Source organism: Flavitalea plasmicola (genome assembly GCF_030546645.1).
GTDB lineage: Bacteria > Bacteroidota > Bacteroidia > Chitinophagales > Chitinophagaceae > Puia.
In genome coordinates, this window is sequence record NZ_JAUOTO010000004.1 from 69,726 (window position 1) to 87,933 (window position 18,208).

The window sequence follows — 18,208 nt, forward strand, 5'->3', positions numbered from 1 at the left end:
TCAAAAGATATTTTCTTATGACAGATTTTAATATTGTCAGGCAATACAATTTTCCAACCACCATCCGATTTGGAGCGGGGGTGATCAAAGAGCTGCCTGAGCATTTGGTTTCGCAGGGGCTGAAGCGGCCTTTGCTGGTGACAGACCCATTGGTAGCGGGTTTGGAATTTTTCAAGGCGATCGTTGCCGGGTTAGGCGCCAAAGGGCTCCCTGCGGAGGTCTTTTCAGATATTCATAAGAACCCGGTGAAGTCGGATGTCGAGAAGGGCGGAGCGGCTTATAAGGGGACAGACCGGGATTGCATCATCGGCATCGGCGGCGGAGCGGCCATGGATGTTGCCAGGGCTATCGCCTTGCGGATCCATCATCACCGTGACCTCTTCGATTATGACGATCTCATCGGTGGGGATCAGTATGTAACAGAGGAAGTACCCTATTTTATCACGGTGCCTACTACCAGCGGCACCGGCAGCGAAGTGGGGCGCAGCGCCATCATTTCGGAGGATGATACGCATCGTAAGCGGATACTTTTCTCGCCCAAGCTATTGGCGAAGATCGTATATGCAGACCCACTGCTGACGATGGACCTGCCGGCTTTCGTTACGGCTGCTACCGGCATGGATGCGTTGACGCATAACCTGGAGGCCTATATCGCGAAGATGTGGCATCCCATGTGCGAAGGGATTGCGCTGCAGGGCGTTTCTCTGATCACGCGTTCTATTGTGGCTGCCACTCATAAGCCGGACCTGGAATCCAGGAGCAATATGATGATCGCTTCATTGATGGGCGCTGTTGCTTTTCAAAAGGGGTTGGGCGTAGTGCATTCGCTGGCGCATCCATTATCCTCTTTGCTGGATACGCACCACGGATTGGCCAATGCAGTGAATTTACCTTACGGCATGCGGTTCAATGTGGCGGGATCCGAGGATAAGTTCCGGCAGATCGCCCGCACCATGGAGCTTCGGGATGAGTCCGGGGAGGGGGTGGTGGAGCAGCTTTTCGCGCTGAACAAGGAGCTGGGACTGCCCGTCAGGCTAAGGGACGTGGGATTGAAGCAGGAGCATATCGAGACATTGGCCGACCTGGCTTTTGCGGATTTTTGTCATCCTAACAATCCGAAGCCGGTGAGCCGGGAGGATTTCAAAAAATTATATATGGAGGCATTATGAGGATAGGGTTGACATATACGGGCACCCCGGAGAAGCATGAGAATTACGCGCGGTGGCTTCATCAGGGCGAGGAGGATATTACTGTGGTGAGGTTGTCCGCGGAAGGAGGAGATATTGCCGAATATGATGCGCTGGTGCTGTCAGGAGGCGTGGATATTCATCCTTCACTTTATGGCGGGGGGCTTTCGTACGATGAGGCGCCTGTTGCGGGATGGAAGCAGGAACGGGACGCGTTTGAAAAAGCGGCATTGGAGCGGGCCTGGGCGGAAGGCAAGCCTGTATTGGGGGTTTGCCGGGGGCTTCAACTGATCAATGTTTGCTGTGGCGGTACGCTGGTGCAGGACCTGGGCGTGCAGGGGGACGAGATCCACCAGAACAGACCGGTGGACAAGGAGCATGGTGTCCTGATCGAGAGGGGGAGCCTGCTGTATGAGATCTCAGGAGTGGGCGGGTGGATCAACAGTGCGCATCACCAGGCGATCGACAGACTGGGAAAAGGGTTGCGGGCTAATTGTCATGCAGCCGATGGTGTTATCGAAGGGGTGGAGTGGTCGTCGCGGGAAGGGCGACCTTTTATGCTGGCTGTGCAATGGCATCCAGAACGTATGTATGTACGAGGGTTCAGGGATCGCAGCTTGTATGCCGCTATCCGGGATAGGTTCATCGAAGAAATTAAAAAATCAATTACAAGATCATGACCATTATTAATCCGGCAACGGAGGAGATCATACAGGAAATAGGGGAAGATACGGAGGCATCGGTGCAGGAGAAGTACCGGAAGGTTCGTGCCGGGCAAGCGGCCTGGGCGGCGCTGTCCGTGTCTGCAAGAATAGATGTGATAGCGCGTTTTTATGAAGCGCTGGACGTTGAGAAGGACGTCCTGGCGGCTACGTTGACGGCAGAGACGGGCAAGCCACTGCAGCAATCCTATAATGAGCTGAATGGAGCGCGGAGCCGTATCCAGTGGTTCCTGGACCATTCGGCCCGGTGGCTTGCGGAGGAGTGGGTGACGGCAGCCGGAGCCACGCGGGAGAAGATCGTCTACGAGCCGTTGGGCGTGATAGCCAATATTTCGGCCTGGAACTATCCATACCTGGTGGGGGTGAATGTGTTTATTCCTGCTCTCATTGGCGGGAACGGCGTATTATATAAGCCCTCTGAATATTCCACGTTGACGGGGCTTCATATCCAGCGGCTTTTATACCGGAGCGGAGTACCCGAAAATGTATTCCAGGCGGTGATCGGAAAGGGGATGGCAGGGGAGTGGCTATTGCAACAGCCTTTGGATGGATATTTTTTTACCGGCAGCTATCGCACGGGGCGTCACATCGCTGAAAAGGTCGCTTCCAGGCTGGTGCCTTGCCAGTTGGAGCTGGGAGGGAAGGATCCGCTGTATGTGATGGATGATGTGGAAGATGTAGATAAAGTGGCGGCGGCGGCATTAGAGGGGGTTGTGTACAATAATGGGCAGAGCTGTTGCGCGGTGGAGAGGATCTATGTGCAGGAGGGGGTGTATGATGCGTTTGTTTCTTCGTATGTGCAGCAGTTGAAGAAGATGGTGATAGGCGATCCGTTGGATCCTGCAACTGAGATAGGGCCATTGAGCAGGCCGGCGCAGCTGGAGTTCCTGCTTGGGCAGGTGGAAGATGCGGTGGGAAAGGGGGGCAAGCTGTTGTATGGGGGACAGCGGATCGACAGGAAGGGATATTTTATAGCGCCCGCCGTGGTGGTGGATGTGCATCATGGGATGAAACTAATGATGGATGAGTCGTTTGGACCTGTGGTGGGGATACAGAAAGTGAAGGATGACGCAGAAGCGGTGGGGTTGATGGCGGACACGGAGTATGGGTTGACGGCGGCTGTGTATTCGCGTAGTTTTGAGCGGGCAGAGCAGGTGATGAAGCAGTTGAATACCGGCACGGTGTATTGGAATTGCTGCGACCGGGTCAGTGCCGGGTTGCCGTGGTCAGGGCGTAAACATTCCGGGTTGGGGAGTACGTTGTCGTACCAGGGGATACGGGCGTTTGTGCAGCCGAAGGCGTATCATATAAGGGGGTAGGGTGGAGCGGTTTAATCCTTACTTAATTAGTGCTTTTGAAAAAAGGAGAGGGCAATAGAAATTGCCCTCGCGTCACGACTTTTGTGACCATTCAAAACTAAATATATAGGAGTAAATTGTAGGAGAGGTTCGTTAAACGTCAAAATTACCATTCTTGCTGAATTTACCAAGTCATTCAAGACATTATTTCATGTTTAACTGAGCAAAATCACGATTTGCAGCCATCCTGTGCTGTGCCGGGGCGCGTAAAATTTACACAAACCATGGCGTAAAAAGGTCAGAGCAGCAGTTTATCGGGGTTGGGAATGAAGTTCAGGAAAGCCTGGAAGTTGGCTTTGTACTTCCGTTTGTCCAGCTTGTAGTAGAAGGCGCCTTTTTTGGAATTGGCCTTGTCCTTCTCTTTTTGCTTGATCAGCAATTCAGTAGACAATACTTTCCGGCTGAAATTGCGGTTGTCGAAAGTGGTATCATAGATGCCTTCGTAGAGGATCTGGAGCTGGGGTATAGTGAATTTTGCCGGCAGGAGTTCGAAGAGGATGGGGTGGAGGGCTGCCTTATAGCGGAGCTCTTTTTTGGCCATTTCCATCATTTTCTTGTGATCGAAGATCAGCTCGGGGGTTTTTTTCAGGAGGAACCATTCAGCGTGGTAGTCGGCGCTGAGCTGTTTCTCATATTGATGAATATCGATCAATGCGAAATAAGCTACGCTGAGGGTGCGTTCGACGGGGTCGCGGAGGGGGTCTCCAAAGGTGTGGAGCTGTTCCATATACACGCCTTCCAGGCCCGTGAGCTTTTTCAGGATGCGGTTGGCTGCCTGGTCAAGGCTTTCCTGGGGTTGGAGAAATCCGCCCATAAGGCTCCATTTACCTTTTTCGGGTTTCAGCCCTCTCTGGACCAGCATTAATTTTATGTCATTCCCATCAAATCCGAAAATGATGCAGTCCACCGCGACCAGCACGCGACTTTCTCCGGGATAACGATTCATTTGAGTCATAGTGGCCTTGGGTTAATGATTAATTAATCGCCAATTTAATACATTTTGGTTTGAGCGGGTGCGGGATATTCATTTCCCTTACCAGAACTTTACGTACAGGGCCATCAGGATGACAAGGGTAATAATGATCAATACCAGGGTCGAGGGCTGGACTTTGAACATGGTTTTATCCAGCTCGAAGGCTTTGGGGTTGACCTTAGGTCCGCCGAGGCTGATGACGATCATGACCAGCATGGTGAAGAGGAAGGCCAGGCCCATACAGATGAGGAAGGGGATCTTCCAGACGGTGGTCAGAGCGCCGTTGACCTCTTCCTGCGTGGGGAATGCGGTGTACAGCAAAGTTTCATGTCCGATGACCTGTGGGGCGAACTGATTGAAGAAGACGCATAGTACGAAGCCGGTGATCAGTCCCGCGATGGCGGCGGCGCCGGTGGTCCTTTTCCAGAACATGCCGAGGATGAACATGGCGAATACCCCGGGGCTGATGAAGCCGGTGTATTGCTGGATGAAGGTGAATCCGCCTTTTCCGCCGATGCCCAGGAGGTCTTTCCAGGTGAAAAGGATGGCGATGATCATGGCGGTGACGACGGTGATCCGCCCTGTCCATACCATTTTCTGCTCGCCCGCCTCTTTGTTGAAGTATTTCTTATAGATATCCAGGGTAAAGATGGTGGAGATGCTGTTGACCTTTCCGGCGAGGGAGGAGACGATGGCGGCTGTCAGGGCTGCGATGGACAGGCCTTTCAGGCCGTTGGGAAGGAAGCCCAGGACGGCTGAGTAGGCGTAGTCTTTCCGGCCGTCCTCCAGGTGAAGGTGGCCATTTTTATAGAGTACGAAGGCGGCGATGCCCGGAAGCATGACGATCACCGGCATCAACAGTTTGAGGAAGCCGGCGAAGAGGATGCCAGTGCGGGCTGTCTTGAGGTTGGCTCCAAGGGCCCGTTGGGTGATGTATTGGTTGCATCCCCAATAGTTGAGGTTAACGATCCACTGACCGGCTGCGTACATGGCAATGCCGGGCAGCACGAGGTATTTATCTATTTCCAGCTGGGAGGTATTGGGGCCGGGCTTATGAAAGATCATTTTGAAGTGTTCCGGCGCGTCTCTCATGAGCGCTTTAAAGCCTTCCAGTGCGCTGCTGCCCAGGCCGAAGCTTTCGGATACCACGGTGAGGGCGAGGTAGGTGGTGGCCAGGCCTCCGATGATGAGCACGCCCACCTGTATGACATCGGTGAAGCCGATGACCTTCATGCCGCCCAGGGTGATGAGGAGCGAGAAGATGGCCAGGCCGATCATGATGGCGTGGATATTTTCGCCGCCGACCAGACCGTTGATGGCGATGGCGCCCAGGTAAAGGATGGAAGTGAGGTTCACGAAGACATAGAGCAGTAACCAGAAGATGGCCATGATGATGGCTACCGTCTCGTTGTAGCGGGTCTTCAGGAACTGGGGCATGGTGTATATCTTATTCTTCAGATATACGGGTATGAACCATACGGCGATGATGATGAGGGCGAGGGCTGCGATCCATTCGTAGGCCGCCACGGCGATGCCGGCGAAGAAGCCTTCGCCACTCATGCCAATGAACTGCTCTGCGGAGATGTTCGATGCGATCAGGGAGGCGCCGATGGCCCACCAGGTCAGGGAGCCTTCCGCCAGGAAGAAGTCCTTTGTATCGGTGACTGCCTTCTTCTTCCGCTGATAGATCCAGTAGCCATAGGAGGCGACGATGACGAAATAGATCGCAAAGACGACATAATCCGCAAATACGAGGTTCTTATTCATATGGGAGCAATTGTTAGGTGATGTTTAATTATCTGTTGATCTGATAGTAAGCTTCGTTCCAGCGGAGCTCGTTGCGGAATTGGTAGAGGTCTGTCTTCTTTCCGATGAGCGCGAATTCGATGCCTGCCATGTCTGCGAAATCCTGGAGGTGTTCGGCCGTCAGGTTTTGGCTGTAGCAGGTGTGGTGTGCGCCGCCTGCGAGGATCCATGCCGTGCATCCCGTTTTCATATCGGGGTAGGGTTTCCAGAGGACGCGTGCTACGGGGAGCTTTGGGAGGCCCTGGATAGGGGGTACGGCTATTACTTCATTCACGAGCATTCGGAAGCGGTTGCCCATATCGATGATGGAAGCGTTGATGGCGGGTCCGCCGGGGGAGTTGAATACCAGGCGGACGGGATCGGCTTTACCGCCGATGCCCAGGGGGTGGATCTCACAGGAGGGTTTGCCTTCTGCGATGGATTCGCAGATCTCCAGCATATGGGCGCCTAAAACGAGGTTGTTGTCCGGATTGAAGTGATAGGTGTAATCTTCCATGAAGGAGTTGCCACCGGGCAATCCATGGCCCATTACTTTCATGGCCCGCACGAGGGCGGAAGTCTTCCAGTCGCCTTCTCCCGCGAATCCGTAGCCGCTGCCCATCAGGCGTTGGGCGGCGATGCCGGGAAGCTGGGTCATGCCGTGGAGGTCTTCGAAGGTGTCGGTAAAGCCTTTGAAGCCGCCGTTCTCCAGGAAGGCGCGGAGGCCCAGCTCGATGCGGGCTGCTTCACGCAGGGAGGCGTGTTGTGCTTTTCCTTTCCGGAGGGAATCGGCCAGGGTATAGCTTTCGTCATATTCTTTTACCAGCCGATCGATGGAGGCGTCGGAGACCTCTCCGATGACCTTTACGAGGTCGCCTATTCCGTAGGTATTGACCGAGTAGCCGAACTTCAGTTCGGCCTCGACCTTATCGCCTTCCGTGACGGCTACCTGGCGCATGTTGTCGCCGAAGCGTACGAAGCGGGCGCCTTGCCAGTCATGCCATCCGGCGGCCGAGCGGGCCCAGGCGTTGAGGCTTTCGATGACCTCGTTATCCTGCCAGTGGCCGGTGATCACTTTCCTGTTGAGGCGCATCCTGGTCATGATGAAGCCGAACTCGCGATCGCCATGGGCGCTCTGGTTGAGGTTCATAAAATCCATATCGATATCGCTCCAGGGGATGTCCCTGTTGAACTGGGTGTGCAGGTGGACGAGGGGTTTTTGCAGGGCTTTGAGGCCGCCTATCCACATTTTGGCGGGAGAGAAGGTATGCATCCATGCGATGATGCCGATGCAATCTTTCGATGAATTGGCTTCCATGCAGATGTTGTAGATCTCATCGGGTGTCTTTACCGTGGGCTTGAACACGATCTTCACGGGTATCTGAGGAGCGCTGTCCAGGGCTTTGGCAATGGTCTTTGAGTGTTCTGCCACCTGTTTCAACGTTTCTTCACCATACAAATGCTGGCTGCCTGTGACGAACCAGACTTCAAATTTTTTCAGATCCATATTGGGGGTATGTTATAGTTTATGATGTATTTATTGTCCGTAATAGGAGTTGGGGCCGTGCTTGCGCAGGAAATGTTTTTTTATCAGGGAGTCTTTCAGCCGGGGTGTGTCGGACCTGATCTGCTCAGTCAGGTAGGCCATCTGTGCGATGGTTTCCAGCACGGCGCTGTTGTACACGGCCTTTGCCGGCGTCTTTCCCCAGGAGAAGGGGGCGTGGTTGCCAACCAGGATCATTTCAATCTCTTCGTAGCTGAGCCCTTTCGCCTGCAGGGCGTTCATGATCTGGAAGCCAGTCTGGTATTCGTAGTCGCCTTCTATCATCGCATCGTCCATGGGGGGCGCGCAGGGGATGTCCACCGTGCAGTGGTCCGCGTGGGTCGTGCCGAAGATGGGAATATCTCTCTGCGAGTGGGCCCAGGCGGTGGCGTAGGTGGAATGCGTGTGGACGATGCCCCCGATCTTTTCCCAGTGTTTGTAGAGCACGGCGTGGGTGAGGGTATCGGAAGAGGGGCGGAGCTTGCCTTTCACGGTCTTGCCCTCGAAGTCAACGATGACCATTTTTTCCGGGGACAGGTCTTCATAAGGGACACCGCTGGGCTTGATGGCAAAAACGCCCAGGTCCCTGTCGGCTGCGCTGACGTTGCCGAAAGTGAAGAGCACCAGGCCCAGCTTAGGCAATTGCATATTGGCTTCGTAGGCGGCCTCCTGTATGTCTTTATACTTGCTCATGGTGTATTAATGTGACGTGGTAGTATTTTCTTCTATGAATTGTCCCAGCTGCCGATACCTCCGGAAACGTTCGGCATAGACGGGCGCTTTGGCCGGGTCGGGGTGGTATTCCGCGTCGAAGCCCTGTCCCATGGCGTTCATGGCGTCCTCTACTTTGTCATAGACACCGGCGGCGGTAGCGGCGAACATGGCGGCTCCGAGCGCGCAGGTCTGTTCGCTGCGGTGGATGCGGATGGGCATGTCCATGATGTCGGCCATCATCTGCATGATGAAGGGAGATTTCCTGGCTACGCCACCCATACCAATCAAACCTTTTACGGGGACGCCTTCCTCGTTGAACCGGTCAACGATGGCTTTGGCTCCGAAGCAGGTGGATTCGACGATAGCGCGGAAGATCCGGGGGGCGTCGCTGCCCAGGCTCAGACCTGTGATGGCGCCTTTTAGCAGCTGACTGGCATCGGGCGTCCTACGGCCGTTGAACCAGTCGAGGGCCAGTTCCGTCTGGGAGGAGAGGGGAATGGCGGCCGCCTGGCGGCTCAGTTCGGGTATGATCCTGTCGGTCGTCTCTGCAGCCAGCGCGCGGGCTGTTTCCACGGATATGAGGCTGGACTGTGACAGTAACTGCTGCAGGGGCCATGATAGAATGTTCCTGAACCAGGCATAGGCGTCGCCGAAAGCCGACTGGCCTGCTTCCAGGCCCATCATGCCGGGGATCACCGAGCCGGGCACCTGGCCGCAGATGCCTTTTACCAGCCGACCTTCTACTTCGTGGGCGGGGGCAACCAGCATATCGCAGGTGGACGTACCCATGACCTTGCTCAGGTGGTAAGGTTCGATCTGACCGCCTACTGCGCCCATATGGGCATCGAAGGCACCGACGCCGATGATAACACTTTCCGGCAGTCCCAGGCGTTGTGCCCATTCGGCGGAAAGGCGGCCGGCGGCCTGATCGGAGGTATAGGTACGGGTGAAGAGGCGGGCGGTGAAGCCTTTCAGCAGGGGATCGAGGGAGCTGAAGAACTCGTCGGGCGGCAGGCCGCCAAACGCTTCCGCCCATAGTGCTTTATGCCCGGCAGAACAAACACCCCGGCGCATGTCGGATACTTTCCTGCCACCTGTGAGCAGGAAGGGTATCCAGTCGCAATGCTCTACCCAGGAGTAGCAGGCTTTCCTTACAGCAGTGTCTTCTTTTAATATATGTAGCAATTTGGCCCAGAACCATTCGGAAGAGTATATTCCTCCGACGAACTGCAAGTAATTGACCGGAAAGTTTTTTGCGTGGGCATTAATGGCCGCGGCTTCTTTTACGGAAGTGTGGTCTTTCCACAGGACGAACAGGGCGTTGGGGTTGTCTTCGAAGCCGGGGAGCAATCCCAGGGGGGTGCCTGTTTCATCCACGGCTACGGGAGTGGAGCCGGTGGTATCCACGGAGATGGCTTTTATGCCGGCGGCTGCCGCGGGACCTGCCTGTCTGAGGCAGTCGAGGATGGTAGACTCCAGCCCTTCGATGTAATCTTTGGGATGCTGTCTGAACTGATTCTCACCGGGATTACAATAAAGGCCTTCTTTCCAGCGGGGATAATAGAATACGGAGGACGCTATTTCCTGGCCGTTGTTGGTGTTGACGATGATGGACCTGACGGAATCCGTACCGTAGTCCACTCCTATGACAAACTGGTCTTTTTCCATATGGCGATCATCCAGGGTTCTCCGGGGTTTTGCGTCTAATGACTTGCTGACCGGATGGATAATTCCTGTCAAAATAACATTTATTTTTTTGTTTTTAAAAATATATTTTTTGCCAGGGATCAACGGGGTTAAAAACCAGGGAGGGCGGTGTGGCGGAGGGCTTTTGGGAGTGGTTGTTCCATGGAATTTGGCGGCTGTCGTTGAATGAATTTGGGAGCTGTTGTTCAATGAATTTGGGAGCTGTTGTTCAATGAATTTGGGAGCAGCTGATCTGCGAGCGGGGGAAGTATAACCTTATTGGGTAGCCGAAGTATTTATTCAGGGTGATGAACCATGTTGTTTTTTGCCGGAAAGGGGTAGACGTGATTTTTCAGAAAGTGATTGCCAAGACGGCATAATTTCCTTAACTTCGGCATGACCTCGCACTATCTATTCTCCGACGGTGTGAGGGTTCTTCGCTGATCGAGCGTTCCTTATCTTTAATTTAATGATGACCTTGCCATTGAGCGCCGGCGGCATTGCGCCTGCGAACCTTTTTCCTTGTTATTTATTTCTGGTCGGTTAAGATTGTCCGGTTCACTTCTGTGGTTGTTAGTAAGCCGCGGGGGTAAATCGCCGGTGACTATTTTGTCGGGGGCCATCGGCCGTGACCCTCATCATATTATGTAAATTAAAATACCAAGGCCGCGACCAAATTTTTAGGATATGAGAAGATACGTAAAAATCATTTTATGATACATTATACTGATTAAAAAATATGCGTAACGTATTTGATTAATTTAGAAGATATTGATTCCTAGAAGTTTATCTTCGATGGAGCTTGTTAGTTATGCCAGAAATAACCTAAATTGGCTTTACCCCTCAAACCGCTGGAGAAATGGAACAAATGGAACAAAAGATCAAAATAAACAGAATTAAAGCAGTCCTCGCTGAAAAAGACATGTCGCATAAAGAGCTTGCGACCAGGGTGGGTATAGCCCCCAATAGTGTTACAAGGATCTGTAACAATGAATTCCAGCCTACTTTAAAGCTTCTGAGGGAAATGGCATTGGCCCTGGATGTGGATATCCGGGAGCTACTGATCCCTACTAAGGAATCTAAGTGAATTGTCTTATAAGGATGATTTTTTCTAATTGTCAATGATTTTCCACTGACGATGGCATGTGGTTTTTTCACATGTTTTGCTGCGTCTTTATCTCATCGTTTTGGAGTATTTTTAGGCAAAAGAGCATGTCGCTATGAGAAAATGCCTGGCCTGCGGGCTGCTGTTGCTAATTGTCTATGTTACAACCGCTCAGAAAGATTTTCTGGCGGACAGCCTGAGGAAAGATCTATCTATCTCCCATACGGATGCCAGCAAAGCAAATGCGCTGGCGGCGCTGGCTGCCTATTATGGCGGGGTGGATGAAAAGCTGTCGAAAAGCTATGGAGATCAGGCCATGGAGGTGGCCGAGCTGAGCCGGGACCGGAAGCTGATAGCGACGACCTGGCTAAAAGCGGGTTTCCGGCTGCTGAACAAGCCGGGTGTTGCGAACAACATGGCAATTGCGATGGATTGTTTCCAGCAAGCCGAAAAGGTTGCCCGTGATAGCGACCTGGAGGATGAGCTTGGCTTTGCCTATGTGGGGATGGCGCGGGTGGCCCGGGGATCGGGTGATTACGGGCAGGCCCTGAACTACAACAACCTGGCGCTTTCGGTGGCGAGCACCTCCGGCAATGACTCGCTGAAAGTTACCGCTTATAACTCGATGGGGTATACTTACCGTTACAGGAATGAAAAGCTGCTGGCATTCCGTCATCACCTGGATGCATTGAATGTGGCAGAGTTGTCGGGCAGGGATCCTTTGTTGGCGCTGGCCTATCATGCGCTGGCCGATTTTTATGTCGCGATCGAGGAATATGACAAGGCGATCGATTATGAGATGAAGGTCATGGCCATCGACCGGAAGGCGGGAAATAAATATGCGCTGCTGGACGATTATAATAATACGGGCAAGATCTTCGTACGGAAGAAGCAATCTGACCTGGCATTGTCCCTGTATGAAAAATCCATTGCGCTGGCGGATTCACTGCATTATATTTCCTATAAGCTCAATCCTTACCTGGATATTGCCAATATGTATTTCAATAATGATGAGACGCTGAAAGGGATGGCGTATCTCAACGATCACCCGGAAATAAAAGATTGGTTTATCCGTACGGGCATTGGGTTTTTCCTGGATGAGGGGTATGGCAGCATTTATTCGCTGCTGGGTAAATACGACTCCGCCTATTATTACTTCAAGCGGGCGGAGCCGGAGATCGAGCAGAAGGCCAATCCATTCGGTAAATATGATTTCTACAGGCAATTTGGGGATTTCTATAAGAGCAAGGGGGACTACAAGACGGCAATAACGTATTACCTGAAGTCAAAGGCGATTGGGGAAGATGTAAAAGATATATATCTGCTGGAGACCACCGCAAAGAACCTGGATACTTTATATGGGAAGGCGGGGGATTTCAGGACTGCCTATTCCTATAACGTGGCTTACAATCAATATAAAGATAGTCTGCGGAACCTGGCGAAGGAAGCCGATCTGCTCAAGCTGGAAGTGGATAATGACAATAAGCGTCATGAGCGGCTGGCCAGGGAGGAAGAGGAGCGGGTTCATCGGAGGCACAATATCCAGTATATGGGTTTTACGGCGGGGATCGTCACATTATTCATAGTACTGGTGATGCTGGGATTTTTCATGGTGTCGCCGCGGACGATCAGGGCGCTGGGGTTTTTCTCTTTTATCTTTTTGTTTGAATTCATTATTCTATTGGCTGACAAGCAGATACATGAGTGGACGCATGGGGAGCCCTGGAAAATCCTGTTGATCAAGATCTTCCTGGCTGCCGGTCTGCTGCCTTTGCATCATTGGCTGGAACATAAAGTGATACACTATCTGAATACCCGCCGGAAGTTCGTACCTGGGAAGGCCTTATTTAAACTAAAAAAAGAAGTTCCCTCCACTGCTGTCGAATAAAATTCTTGATTCCGGTAGGATCTCTGTATTTTATTCTGAAAATCGGTATATTTGCCAAAAATAATTATGGAATTCGTTTTGGATAATACCGACATGCATATCCTCCAGCTCATGCAGGAGAATGCACGTATTTCCAATGTGGATATGGCGAAGAAGCTGGACATGGCGCCTTCGGCTGTATTAGAACGGGTAAAAAAGCTGGAGCAGCGGAAAGTGATCCGTCATTACACGACTTCTATCGATCCTGCGGCATTGGAGCAGAAGTTGCTGGCCTTTATTTACATCAAGACGAATGATGGCATGGGTTGCAGCACTACGGGTGCTGCGCTGGCCAGGATACCGGAAGTGCAGGAGGTGCACAATATTGCCGGCGACGATTGTTTTCTTGTGAAGGTGCGCGTGGCCGATGCGGCCTGCCTGATCGCGCTGATGCGTAATGAGTTTGCCCGCATACCAACGATCCAGTCCACGAAAACTACTATCGTACTTGAGACTGTGAAAGAAGAACAGAAATTACTGATCCCGATGTCTAAAAAATAGTGTTATGCCTTCCTCATCCAACAGACCTGTCTCTACCGTCCAGGTAGTTGTCGCCTTTGCGATCCTTTATATCGTATGGGGTTCAACCTATTTCTTTATCCGCATGGCTGTCGAGCATATACCGCCGATGTTAATGGGGTGTATGCGTTTTCTGATATCAGGGGCCCTGATGTTGTTGTGGTGTGTGGTTACGAAGCAGCAGATCTTCTCCTGGAAGTATATGCGTCCTGCCATTGTCAGCGGGCTGTTGTTGTTGTTCCTGGGGAATGGCGGATTGATCTGGAGTGAGCAATATCTGGCGAGCTCGCTGGCGGCGATCTTACTGGCGGGAGGTCCTATCTGGTTCGTGTTGCTGGACCGGAGCAAATGGAGGGAAAATTTCCGGAGCAGGGCAACGATCATCGGGCTGCTGGTGGGATTTGCGGGGGTGATCTTATTGTTCGGGGAGCGGCTGTTTGCAGCTACAAGCTACAAGCTACAAGCTGCGAGTGGGGATGGAGGGGCCGTCAGGAATGCGGCGGGGCATTGGCAGGTGATCGCGCTGGGGGTATTAGTAGTTAGTTCAATATGTTGGGCGGCCGGTTCTTTATACTCTAAATACCGTGCTGCCGGCAATCCCAATTCCGTGACTGCGGGCTGGCAGATGTTTGCGGCCGGGGTGGCGTTCATTCCGGCCAGCTGGGGCAGTGGGGAATTGTCCCATTTCCACTGGCAGGAAGTGACGATGTCTTCATGGCTGGCTGTCGTTTACCTGGTGATCATGGGGTCACTGGCGGGGTACACTGCTTTTACCTGGCTGCTGCAGGTGCGGTCTGCCACGCAGGTGAGCACCCATGCATATGTTAACCCGGTGGTGGCAGTTTTGCTGGGTGTCTTTTTTGCAGGTGAAAAAATGTCTCCTATCCAGCTGCTGGGGCTGGCCATCATACTTATCAGTGTATTACTGATCAACCTGGCCAAATACCGGGCCTCGCACGGTGTCACGGGCGTCGCAAAGACATCGAGTGATAAATCTGTTGACGAAAGGCGCAATTCTATTGTCATAAATGTCCCAAAGGCGCCGGCCCGCTGAAAAAAATCCATAGAAAGCCGTAAATTACGCGGGTATGGATTACAATATTATTCTGGCGCAGGCACAACAGTATGTACTTAATTTTTTTGACTCGCACGTCGACGAAAGGATCGTTTATCATGACCGTATCCATACGGAACAAGTGGTGGAAGCTGCCCGGATGATCGGTCAGCATTATCAGTTGTCGGAAAGGGATTTTTTTATTGTAAATGTGGCTGCGTGGTTTCATGATACGGGGTATTTCAAGGGTGGAGCGCCGGGTCATGAGGAGAGGGGGGCGGAGATGGCGGTGGCTTTTCTCACGGGCACGGGTGTGGATGCCGGGGCTATGCAGTCAGTAAGGGGCTGTATCCTGGCGACACAGATACCGCAGAAGCCCACCAACCTGCTGGAAGACATTGTCTGCGATGCGGATCTTTTTCACCTGGGAACGGACCGTTTTGCGGAGCGGAATAAGCTGATGCGTAAAGAGATGGAGGCTTTTAAGGGCAAGAAGATCAGCAAGGACGAATGGCGGCGGAGCACTATCCGGCTGCTGGAGGTACACAAGTACAATACGGATTACTGTCGTCTCCTGCTGAATGAGCAGAAGCAGGAGAACCTGGATAAGCTACGGGAAAAAGAGGGGGTGCCGGCGTCGACGAATGCTATTACTGCGTTGCTGCGCCAGCATGTGGAGGGGGGTGAGGATGAGCAGGAGGGGCTGAAGCCGGAAAAGAAAAAGGGTAAAAAGGATCCCGGGAGGGGGATTGATACCGTCTTCCGGATCACTTCCAATAATAACCAGCGTCTAAGCAGTCAGGCTGATAGCAAGGCGCATATCATGATCCAGGTGAACTCTATTATTATTTCCGTGTTATTAAGTTTATTACTACGCAAGATCGAGGATCATACTAACCTGGCGATCCCGGCCACTATCCTATTGACCGTTAATCTCGTTACTATCATATTTTCCATACTGGCGACCCGGCCCCATATACCGCCCGGCACTTTTAGCAAGCAGGACCTTGACGAAAAGAAAGTAAATTTGCTTTTTTTCGGCAATTTTTACAAGATGAGCCTGCAGGAGTATGCCGGGGGTATGTTGCAGATGATGGATGACCGCGACTTTCTTTATGGGAGTCTGATCCGGGATGTCTATTTCCAGGGGATCGCTCTGGGCAACAAGTACCGCTGGTTGAGACTGTCCTACAATGTTTTCATGTACGGACTGATCATTTCCGTGCTCGCGTTCATGATTGCCGCCCTAGCCTACCCGTCCAAATAGTAGAATTTTTTAAAATGCAGAACTTTGTACTTAACATAGCTGAGAGGCTGGAGGGGGGAGACCTTTTAGATTCCCATCTCTCTTTCCGGAGATTCATCGCTTTTCTGAAGGACAGGAAGATGCATGAAAAGACGATGAAGCTGAAGTATCTGGAGTTTGTCATCAGTCATTTCGAGCACCGGCTGGCTGGCAAGGATACTGTCACGGCGGAAGAGATGGGAGGGTATGAGGATCTGATGGAGCTGATCTATTCCGCCCTTTTCCCTGCCATCGAGGATGAGCGGGATAATCTTTGGGCATTGAGCGTACCGATGCGTCCTGTTATATTTTACGGAACCGATCCCTTCTATAATTTATTGCGGGACCCGCTGACAGGGGAGCCGAGGGCTTCGCTGATCAATAAGAATAATGAGAAGAGGAAGGGCATCAACCTGGAGTTCACGTATTCGTTCCTCATCAAACGGCTGTATAATTTCCAGGCTTATTTCCCTGCCGCCTCCATCATCCATTCATTTACGGACGAGTCTACGGGTGTATCGAACTATTACCGCCTGAATATAGACACGCGTTTTGTGGATGTCATTCCCAAAGAGCCCCTGCCGAAGCTGGACCTGGAAGCAGTAGAACGGCATTTACATGAGGGAACGGCCATCGAATTTCTCCTGAGGACCATTCCGCTGACCATGTTCCGATTTGAGGGATTTGCCGCCATCACGGTGACGGACATTACAACAGATTATGTGGTGGAGTCGATCAAGAACACTATCCTGAAGCCGGATTGCTGTGACGGGCATACGCATTATGACCTTGCGATCCGGAGCTTACGGACGCTGGCGGGGAAGGATTCCGTGGATTTCGGCCTGGTGCCATTCCTGAAAATCAACGGCAAGCCGGTGTTTTCCGGAGAAATATGCTGTCATAGCGTATTGGCAGAGGCGGCTCTTCAGGAGAATGAAGCGGAAGAAACTTACCTGTCGATGGTGGAAAAGTATTATCGTGATCCGAAGCTTATCTTCTACGAGAATATCACGGACTCCAACGAAAACAGCGCCTTTTTTTTAAAGACGCTGCGGCGCAATGGGGTAAAGGCCTATGCGATGCTGCCTGTCTGGTATAATGACCAGCTTGCGGGGGTATTGGAAGTGTCTTCCCGTCAGGAAGGGACGCTGGACCATTCTTTGCTCTATAAGCTGGATATCGTCCTGCCTTTGCTGGCGCAGCTGCTGCAAAAGAATATCGACGAGTTCGATGCGGGCATTAAGACCGTCGTCAAAGAGAACTTTACTTCTATCCAGCCTGCTGTGGAATGGAAGTTCAACGAGGCCGCCTGGCATTATCTGCGAGAGCAGCAGTGGGGGGAGCAGCGTCCGGTGATCGAAACCATCTATTTCGAGAATGTATTCCCTTTGTACGGTGCTATCGATATCCGTAATTCCACGGTGGAGCGGAACAATGCTTTGCGGAAAGACCTGGAGGCGCAGTTTGAAATATTGATCTTCACGTTGACGAATCTGCAGAAGCAATCGGGCATGGGGTTGCTGGAGGAGCTGATCTTTCAGTGCAGGAAGTGGCAACAGGCTATATCGGGCATGCTGACAACGGCAGAGGAGATGGAGCTGAATAGTTTTCTAAAAGAGAAAGTGGATGTCTTTTTTACCCATTTCTCGGAAAGCAGGCCGGATACGGCAGCTATAATCGAGCCGTATCTGAAGGCCATCGATGAGGAGACCGGCATTGCCTTCAAATCCCGGCGTGACCTGGAGCTTTCCATACATACGATCAACAAGACCATCAACCGGCAGCTGGAGTCGGCGATGGGGGAATTGCAGAAGACGTATCCATCTTATTTTGAGAAGTTCAGGACGGATGGTGTGGAATATGATATTTATATCGGGCAGTCCATTGCGCCGGACAAGGTGTTCGACCAGATCTATTTGCGCAATTTACGTTTGTGGCAGTTGAGCTCGATGGCATCCATTGCCGCGGCGACCCATGCATTGTTACCGCAGATGCCTGGGAAGCTGGTGACGACGCAATTGATCTTTGTGCATTCCAATCCCATCGATATCAGTTTCCGCAAGGATGAACGGAGGTTTGATGTGGAAGGGGGGTATAATATAAGATACCAGGTAGTGAAGAAGCGGGTAGATAAGGTGCATCTGCGTGACAGCAGTGAGCGGCTGACCCAGCCTGGCAAGATCGCCGTGATCTATTTCAACGAAAAAGAAGCTGAGGAGTACCTGGGGTATGTAAAATATTTGCAGGAGAAAGGCGTGTTGAATAGGGACCTGGAGAACCTGGAACTGGAGGAGCTGCAGGGTGTCAGTGGGTTGAGGGCGTTCAGGGTCGGGGTATCTTTGGATTGATC

General features: G+C 52.2%; 14 protein-coding genes. 9 read left to right on the forward strand and 5 right to left on the reverse strand.

The genetic code is table 11. The features are described from left to right. The first annotated feature begins 17 nt into the window (after nt 1–17). From Q4E93_RS14660 to Q4E93_RS14670, 3 genes are read left to right on the forward strand one after another with little or no spacing between them, the layout of a single operon-like run. On the forward strand, nt 18–1,169 hold the full coding sequence (locus tag Q4E93_RS14660; RefSeq protein ID WP_303586399.1) for an iron-containing alcohol dehydrogenase: 1,152 nt from the start codon (nt 18–20) through the stop codon (nt 1,167–1,169). Beyond that, nucleotides 1,166–1,867, forward strand: coding sequence for a gamma-glutamyl-gamma-aminobutyrate hydrolase family protein (locus Q4E93_RS14665; RefSeq protein ID WP_303586401.1), 702 nt, complete (start codon nt 1,166–1,168; stop codon nt 1,865–1,867). The genes Q4E93_RS14660 and Q4E93_RS14665 overlap by 4 nt, the downstream gene beginning before the upstream one ends. Then, complete coding sequence (locus tag Q4E93_RS14670) at nt 1,864–3,228, forward strand: aldehyde dehydrogenase family protein (protein ID WP_303586403.1); 1,365 nt, start codon at nt 1,864–1,866, stop codon at nt 3,226–3,228. Before Q4E93_RS14665 ends, Q4E93_RS14670 begins: the two co-directional genes overlap by 4 nt. Nucleotides 3,229–3,505: 277 nt before the next feature. Here Q4E93_RS14670 and Q4E93_RS14675 read toward each other — a convergent pair whose 3' ends face one another. From Q4E93_RS14675 to Q4E93_RS14695, 5 genes are all read right to left on the reverse strand, one after another. Next, on the reverse strand, nt 3,506–4,222 hold the full coding sequence (locus Q4E93_RS14675; protein ID WP_317505165.1) for an NUDIX hydrolase: 717 nt from the start codon (nt 4,220–4,222) through the stop codon (nt 3,506–3,508). Between the two features lie 78 nt (nt 4,223–4,300). Next, complete coding sequence (locus tag Q4E93_RS14680; RefSeq protein WP_303586405.1) at nt 4,301–6,007, reverse strand: sodium:solute symporter family transporter; 1,707 nt, start codon at nt 6,005–6,007, stop codon at nt 4,301–4,303. Nucleotides 6,008–6,035: 28 nt separating this feature from the next. Next, nucleotides 6,036–7,532: an L-arabinose isomerase gene (araA, locus tag Q4E93_RS14685; RefSeq protein WP_303586406.1), complete on the reverse strand. Its 1,497-nt coding sequence runs from the start codon at nt 7,530–7,532 to the stop codon at nt 6,036–6,038. Nucleotides 7,533–7,562: 30 nt separating this feature from the next. Beyond that, a complete protein-coding gene (locus Q4E93_RS14690) occupies nt 7,563–8,261 on the reverse strand; it encodes an L-ribulose-5-phosphate 4-epimerase (RefSeq protein WP_303586408.1) in 699 nt (232 codons plus the stop codon). A 6-nt stretch (nt 8,262–8,267) separates the two neighbouring features. Continuing rightward, complete coding sequence (locus tag Q4E93_RS14695; protein WP_303586410.1) at nt 8,268–10,022, reverse strand: ribulokinase; 1,755 nt, start codon at nt 10,020–10,022, stop codon at nt 8,268–8,270. 814 nt (nt 10,023–10,836) lie between these two features. Here Q4E93_RS14695 and Q4E93_RS14700 point away from each other — a divergent pair. From Q4E93_RS14700 to Q4E93_RS14725, 6 genes are all read left to right on the forward strand, one after another. Further along, nucleotides 10,837–11,055, forward strand: coding sequence for a helix-turn-helix transcriptional regulator (locus tag Q4E93_RS14700; RefSeq protein ID WP_303586412.1), 219 nt, complete (start codon nt 10,837–10,839; stop codon nt 11,053–11,055). A 133-nt stretch (nt 11,056–11,188) separates the two neighbouring features. Further along, nucleotides 11,189–12,961 (forward strand): tetratricopeptide repeat protein, encoded by a 1,773-nt coding sequence (locus tag Q4E93_RS14705; protein ID WP_303586414.1) that lies wholly within the window; start codon nt 11,189–11,191, stop codon nt 12,959–12,961. A 66-nt stretch (nt 12,962–13,027) separates the two neighbouring features. Beyond that, nucleotides 13,028–13,501 (forward strand): Lrp/AsnC family transcriptional regulator, encoded by a 474-nt coding sequence (locus Q4E93_RS14710; protein WP_303586416.1) that lies wholly within the window; start codon nt 13,028–13,030, stop codon nt 13,499–13,501. A gap of 4 nt (nt 13,502–13,505) precedes the next feature. After that, nucleotides 13,506–14,573: an EamA family transporter gene (locus tag Q4E93_RS14715; RefSeq protein WP_303586418.1), complete on the forward strand. Its 1,068-nt coding sequence runs from the start codon at nt 13,506–13,508 to the stop codon at nt 14,571–14,573. A 34-nt stretch (nt 14,574–14,607) separates the two neighbouring features. Continuing rightward, the gene (locus Q4E93_RS14720) at nt 14,608–15,840 is read left to right on the forward strand and encodes a Pycsar system effector family protein (RefSeq protein ID WP_303586419.1); all 1,233 of its coding nucleotides are present in this window, start codon (nt 14,608–14,610) and stop codon (nt 15,838–15,840) included. A 14-nt stretch (nt 15,841–15,854) separates the two neighbouring features. Beyond that, entirely contained in the window at nt 15,855–18,206 is a 2,352-nt protein-coding gene (locus Q4E93_RS14725; RefSeq protein WP_303586421.1) for a GAF domain-containing protein, read from the forward strand. The last annotated feature ends 2 nt before the right edge of the window (nt 18,207–18,208 follow it).

Excerpts from the sequence above, each read along its gene's own strand:
- Q4E93_RS14660 (WP_303586399.1), top strand. The coding sequence starts at position 18 with ATGACAGATTTTAATATTGTCAGGCAATACAATTTTCCAACCACCATC.
- Q4E93_RS14665 (WP_303586401.1), top strand. The coding sequence starts at position 1,166 with ATGAGGATAGGGTTGACATATACGGGCACCCCGGAGAAGCATGAGAAT.
- Q4E93_RS14670 (WP_303586403.1), top strand. The coding sequence starts at position 1,864 with ATGACCATTATTAATCCGGCAACGGAGGAGATCATACAGGAAATAGGG.
- Q4E93_RS14675 (WP_317505165.1), bottom strand. The coding sequence starts at position 4,222 with ATGACTCAAATGAATCGTTATCCCGGAGAAAGTCGCGTGCTGGTCGCG.
- Q4E93_RS14680 (WP_303586405.1), bottom strand. The coding sequence starts at position 6,007 with ATGAATAAGAACCTCGTATTTGCGGATTATGTCGTCTTTGCGATCTAT.
- araA (WP_303586406.1), bottom strand. The coding sequence starts at position 7,532 with ATGGATCTGAAAAAATTTGAAGTCTGGTTCGTCACAGGCAGCCAGCAT.
- Q4E93_RS14690 (WP_303586408.1), bottom strand. The coding sequence starts at position 8,261 with ATGAGCAAGTATAAAGACATACAGGAGGCCGCCTACGAAGCCAATATG.
- Q4E93_RS14700 (WP_303586412.1), top strand. The coding sequence starts at position 10,837 with ATGGAACAAAAGATCAAAATAAACAGAATTAAAGCAGTCCTCGCTGAA.
- Q4E93_RS14705 (WP_303586414.1), top strand. The coding sequence starts at position 11,189 with ATGAGAAAATGCCTGGCCTGCGGGCTGCTGTTGCTAATTGTCTATGTT.
- Q4E93_RS14710 (WP_303586416.1), top strand. The coding sequence starts at position 13,028 with ATGGAATTCGTTTTGGATAATACCGACATGCATATCCTCCAGCTCATG.
- Q4E93_RS14715 (WP_303586418.1), top strand. The coding sequence starts at position 13,506 with ATGCCTTCCTCATCCAACAGACCTGTCTCTACCGTCCAGGTAGTTGTC.
- Q4E93_RS14720 (WP_303586419.1), top strand. The coding sequence starts at position 14,608 with ATGGATTACAATATTATTCTGGCGCAGGCACAACAGTATGTACTTAAT.
- Q4E93_RS14725 (WP_303586421.1), top strand. The coding sequence starts at position 15,855 with ATGCAGAACTTTGTACTTAACATAGCTGAGAGGCTGGAGGGGGGAGAC.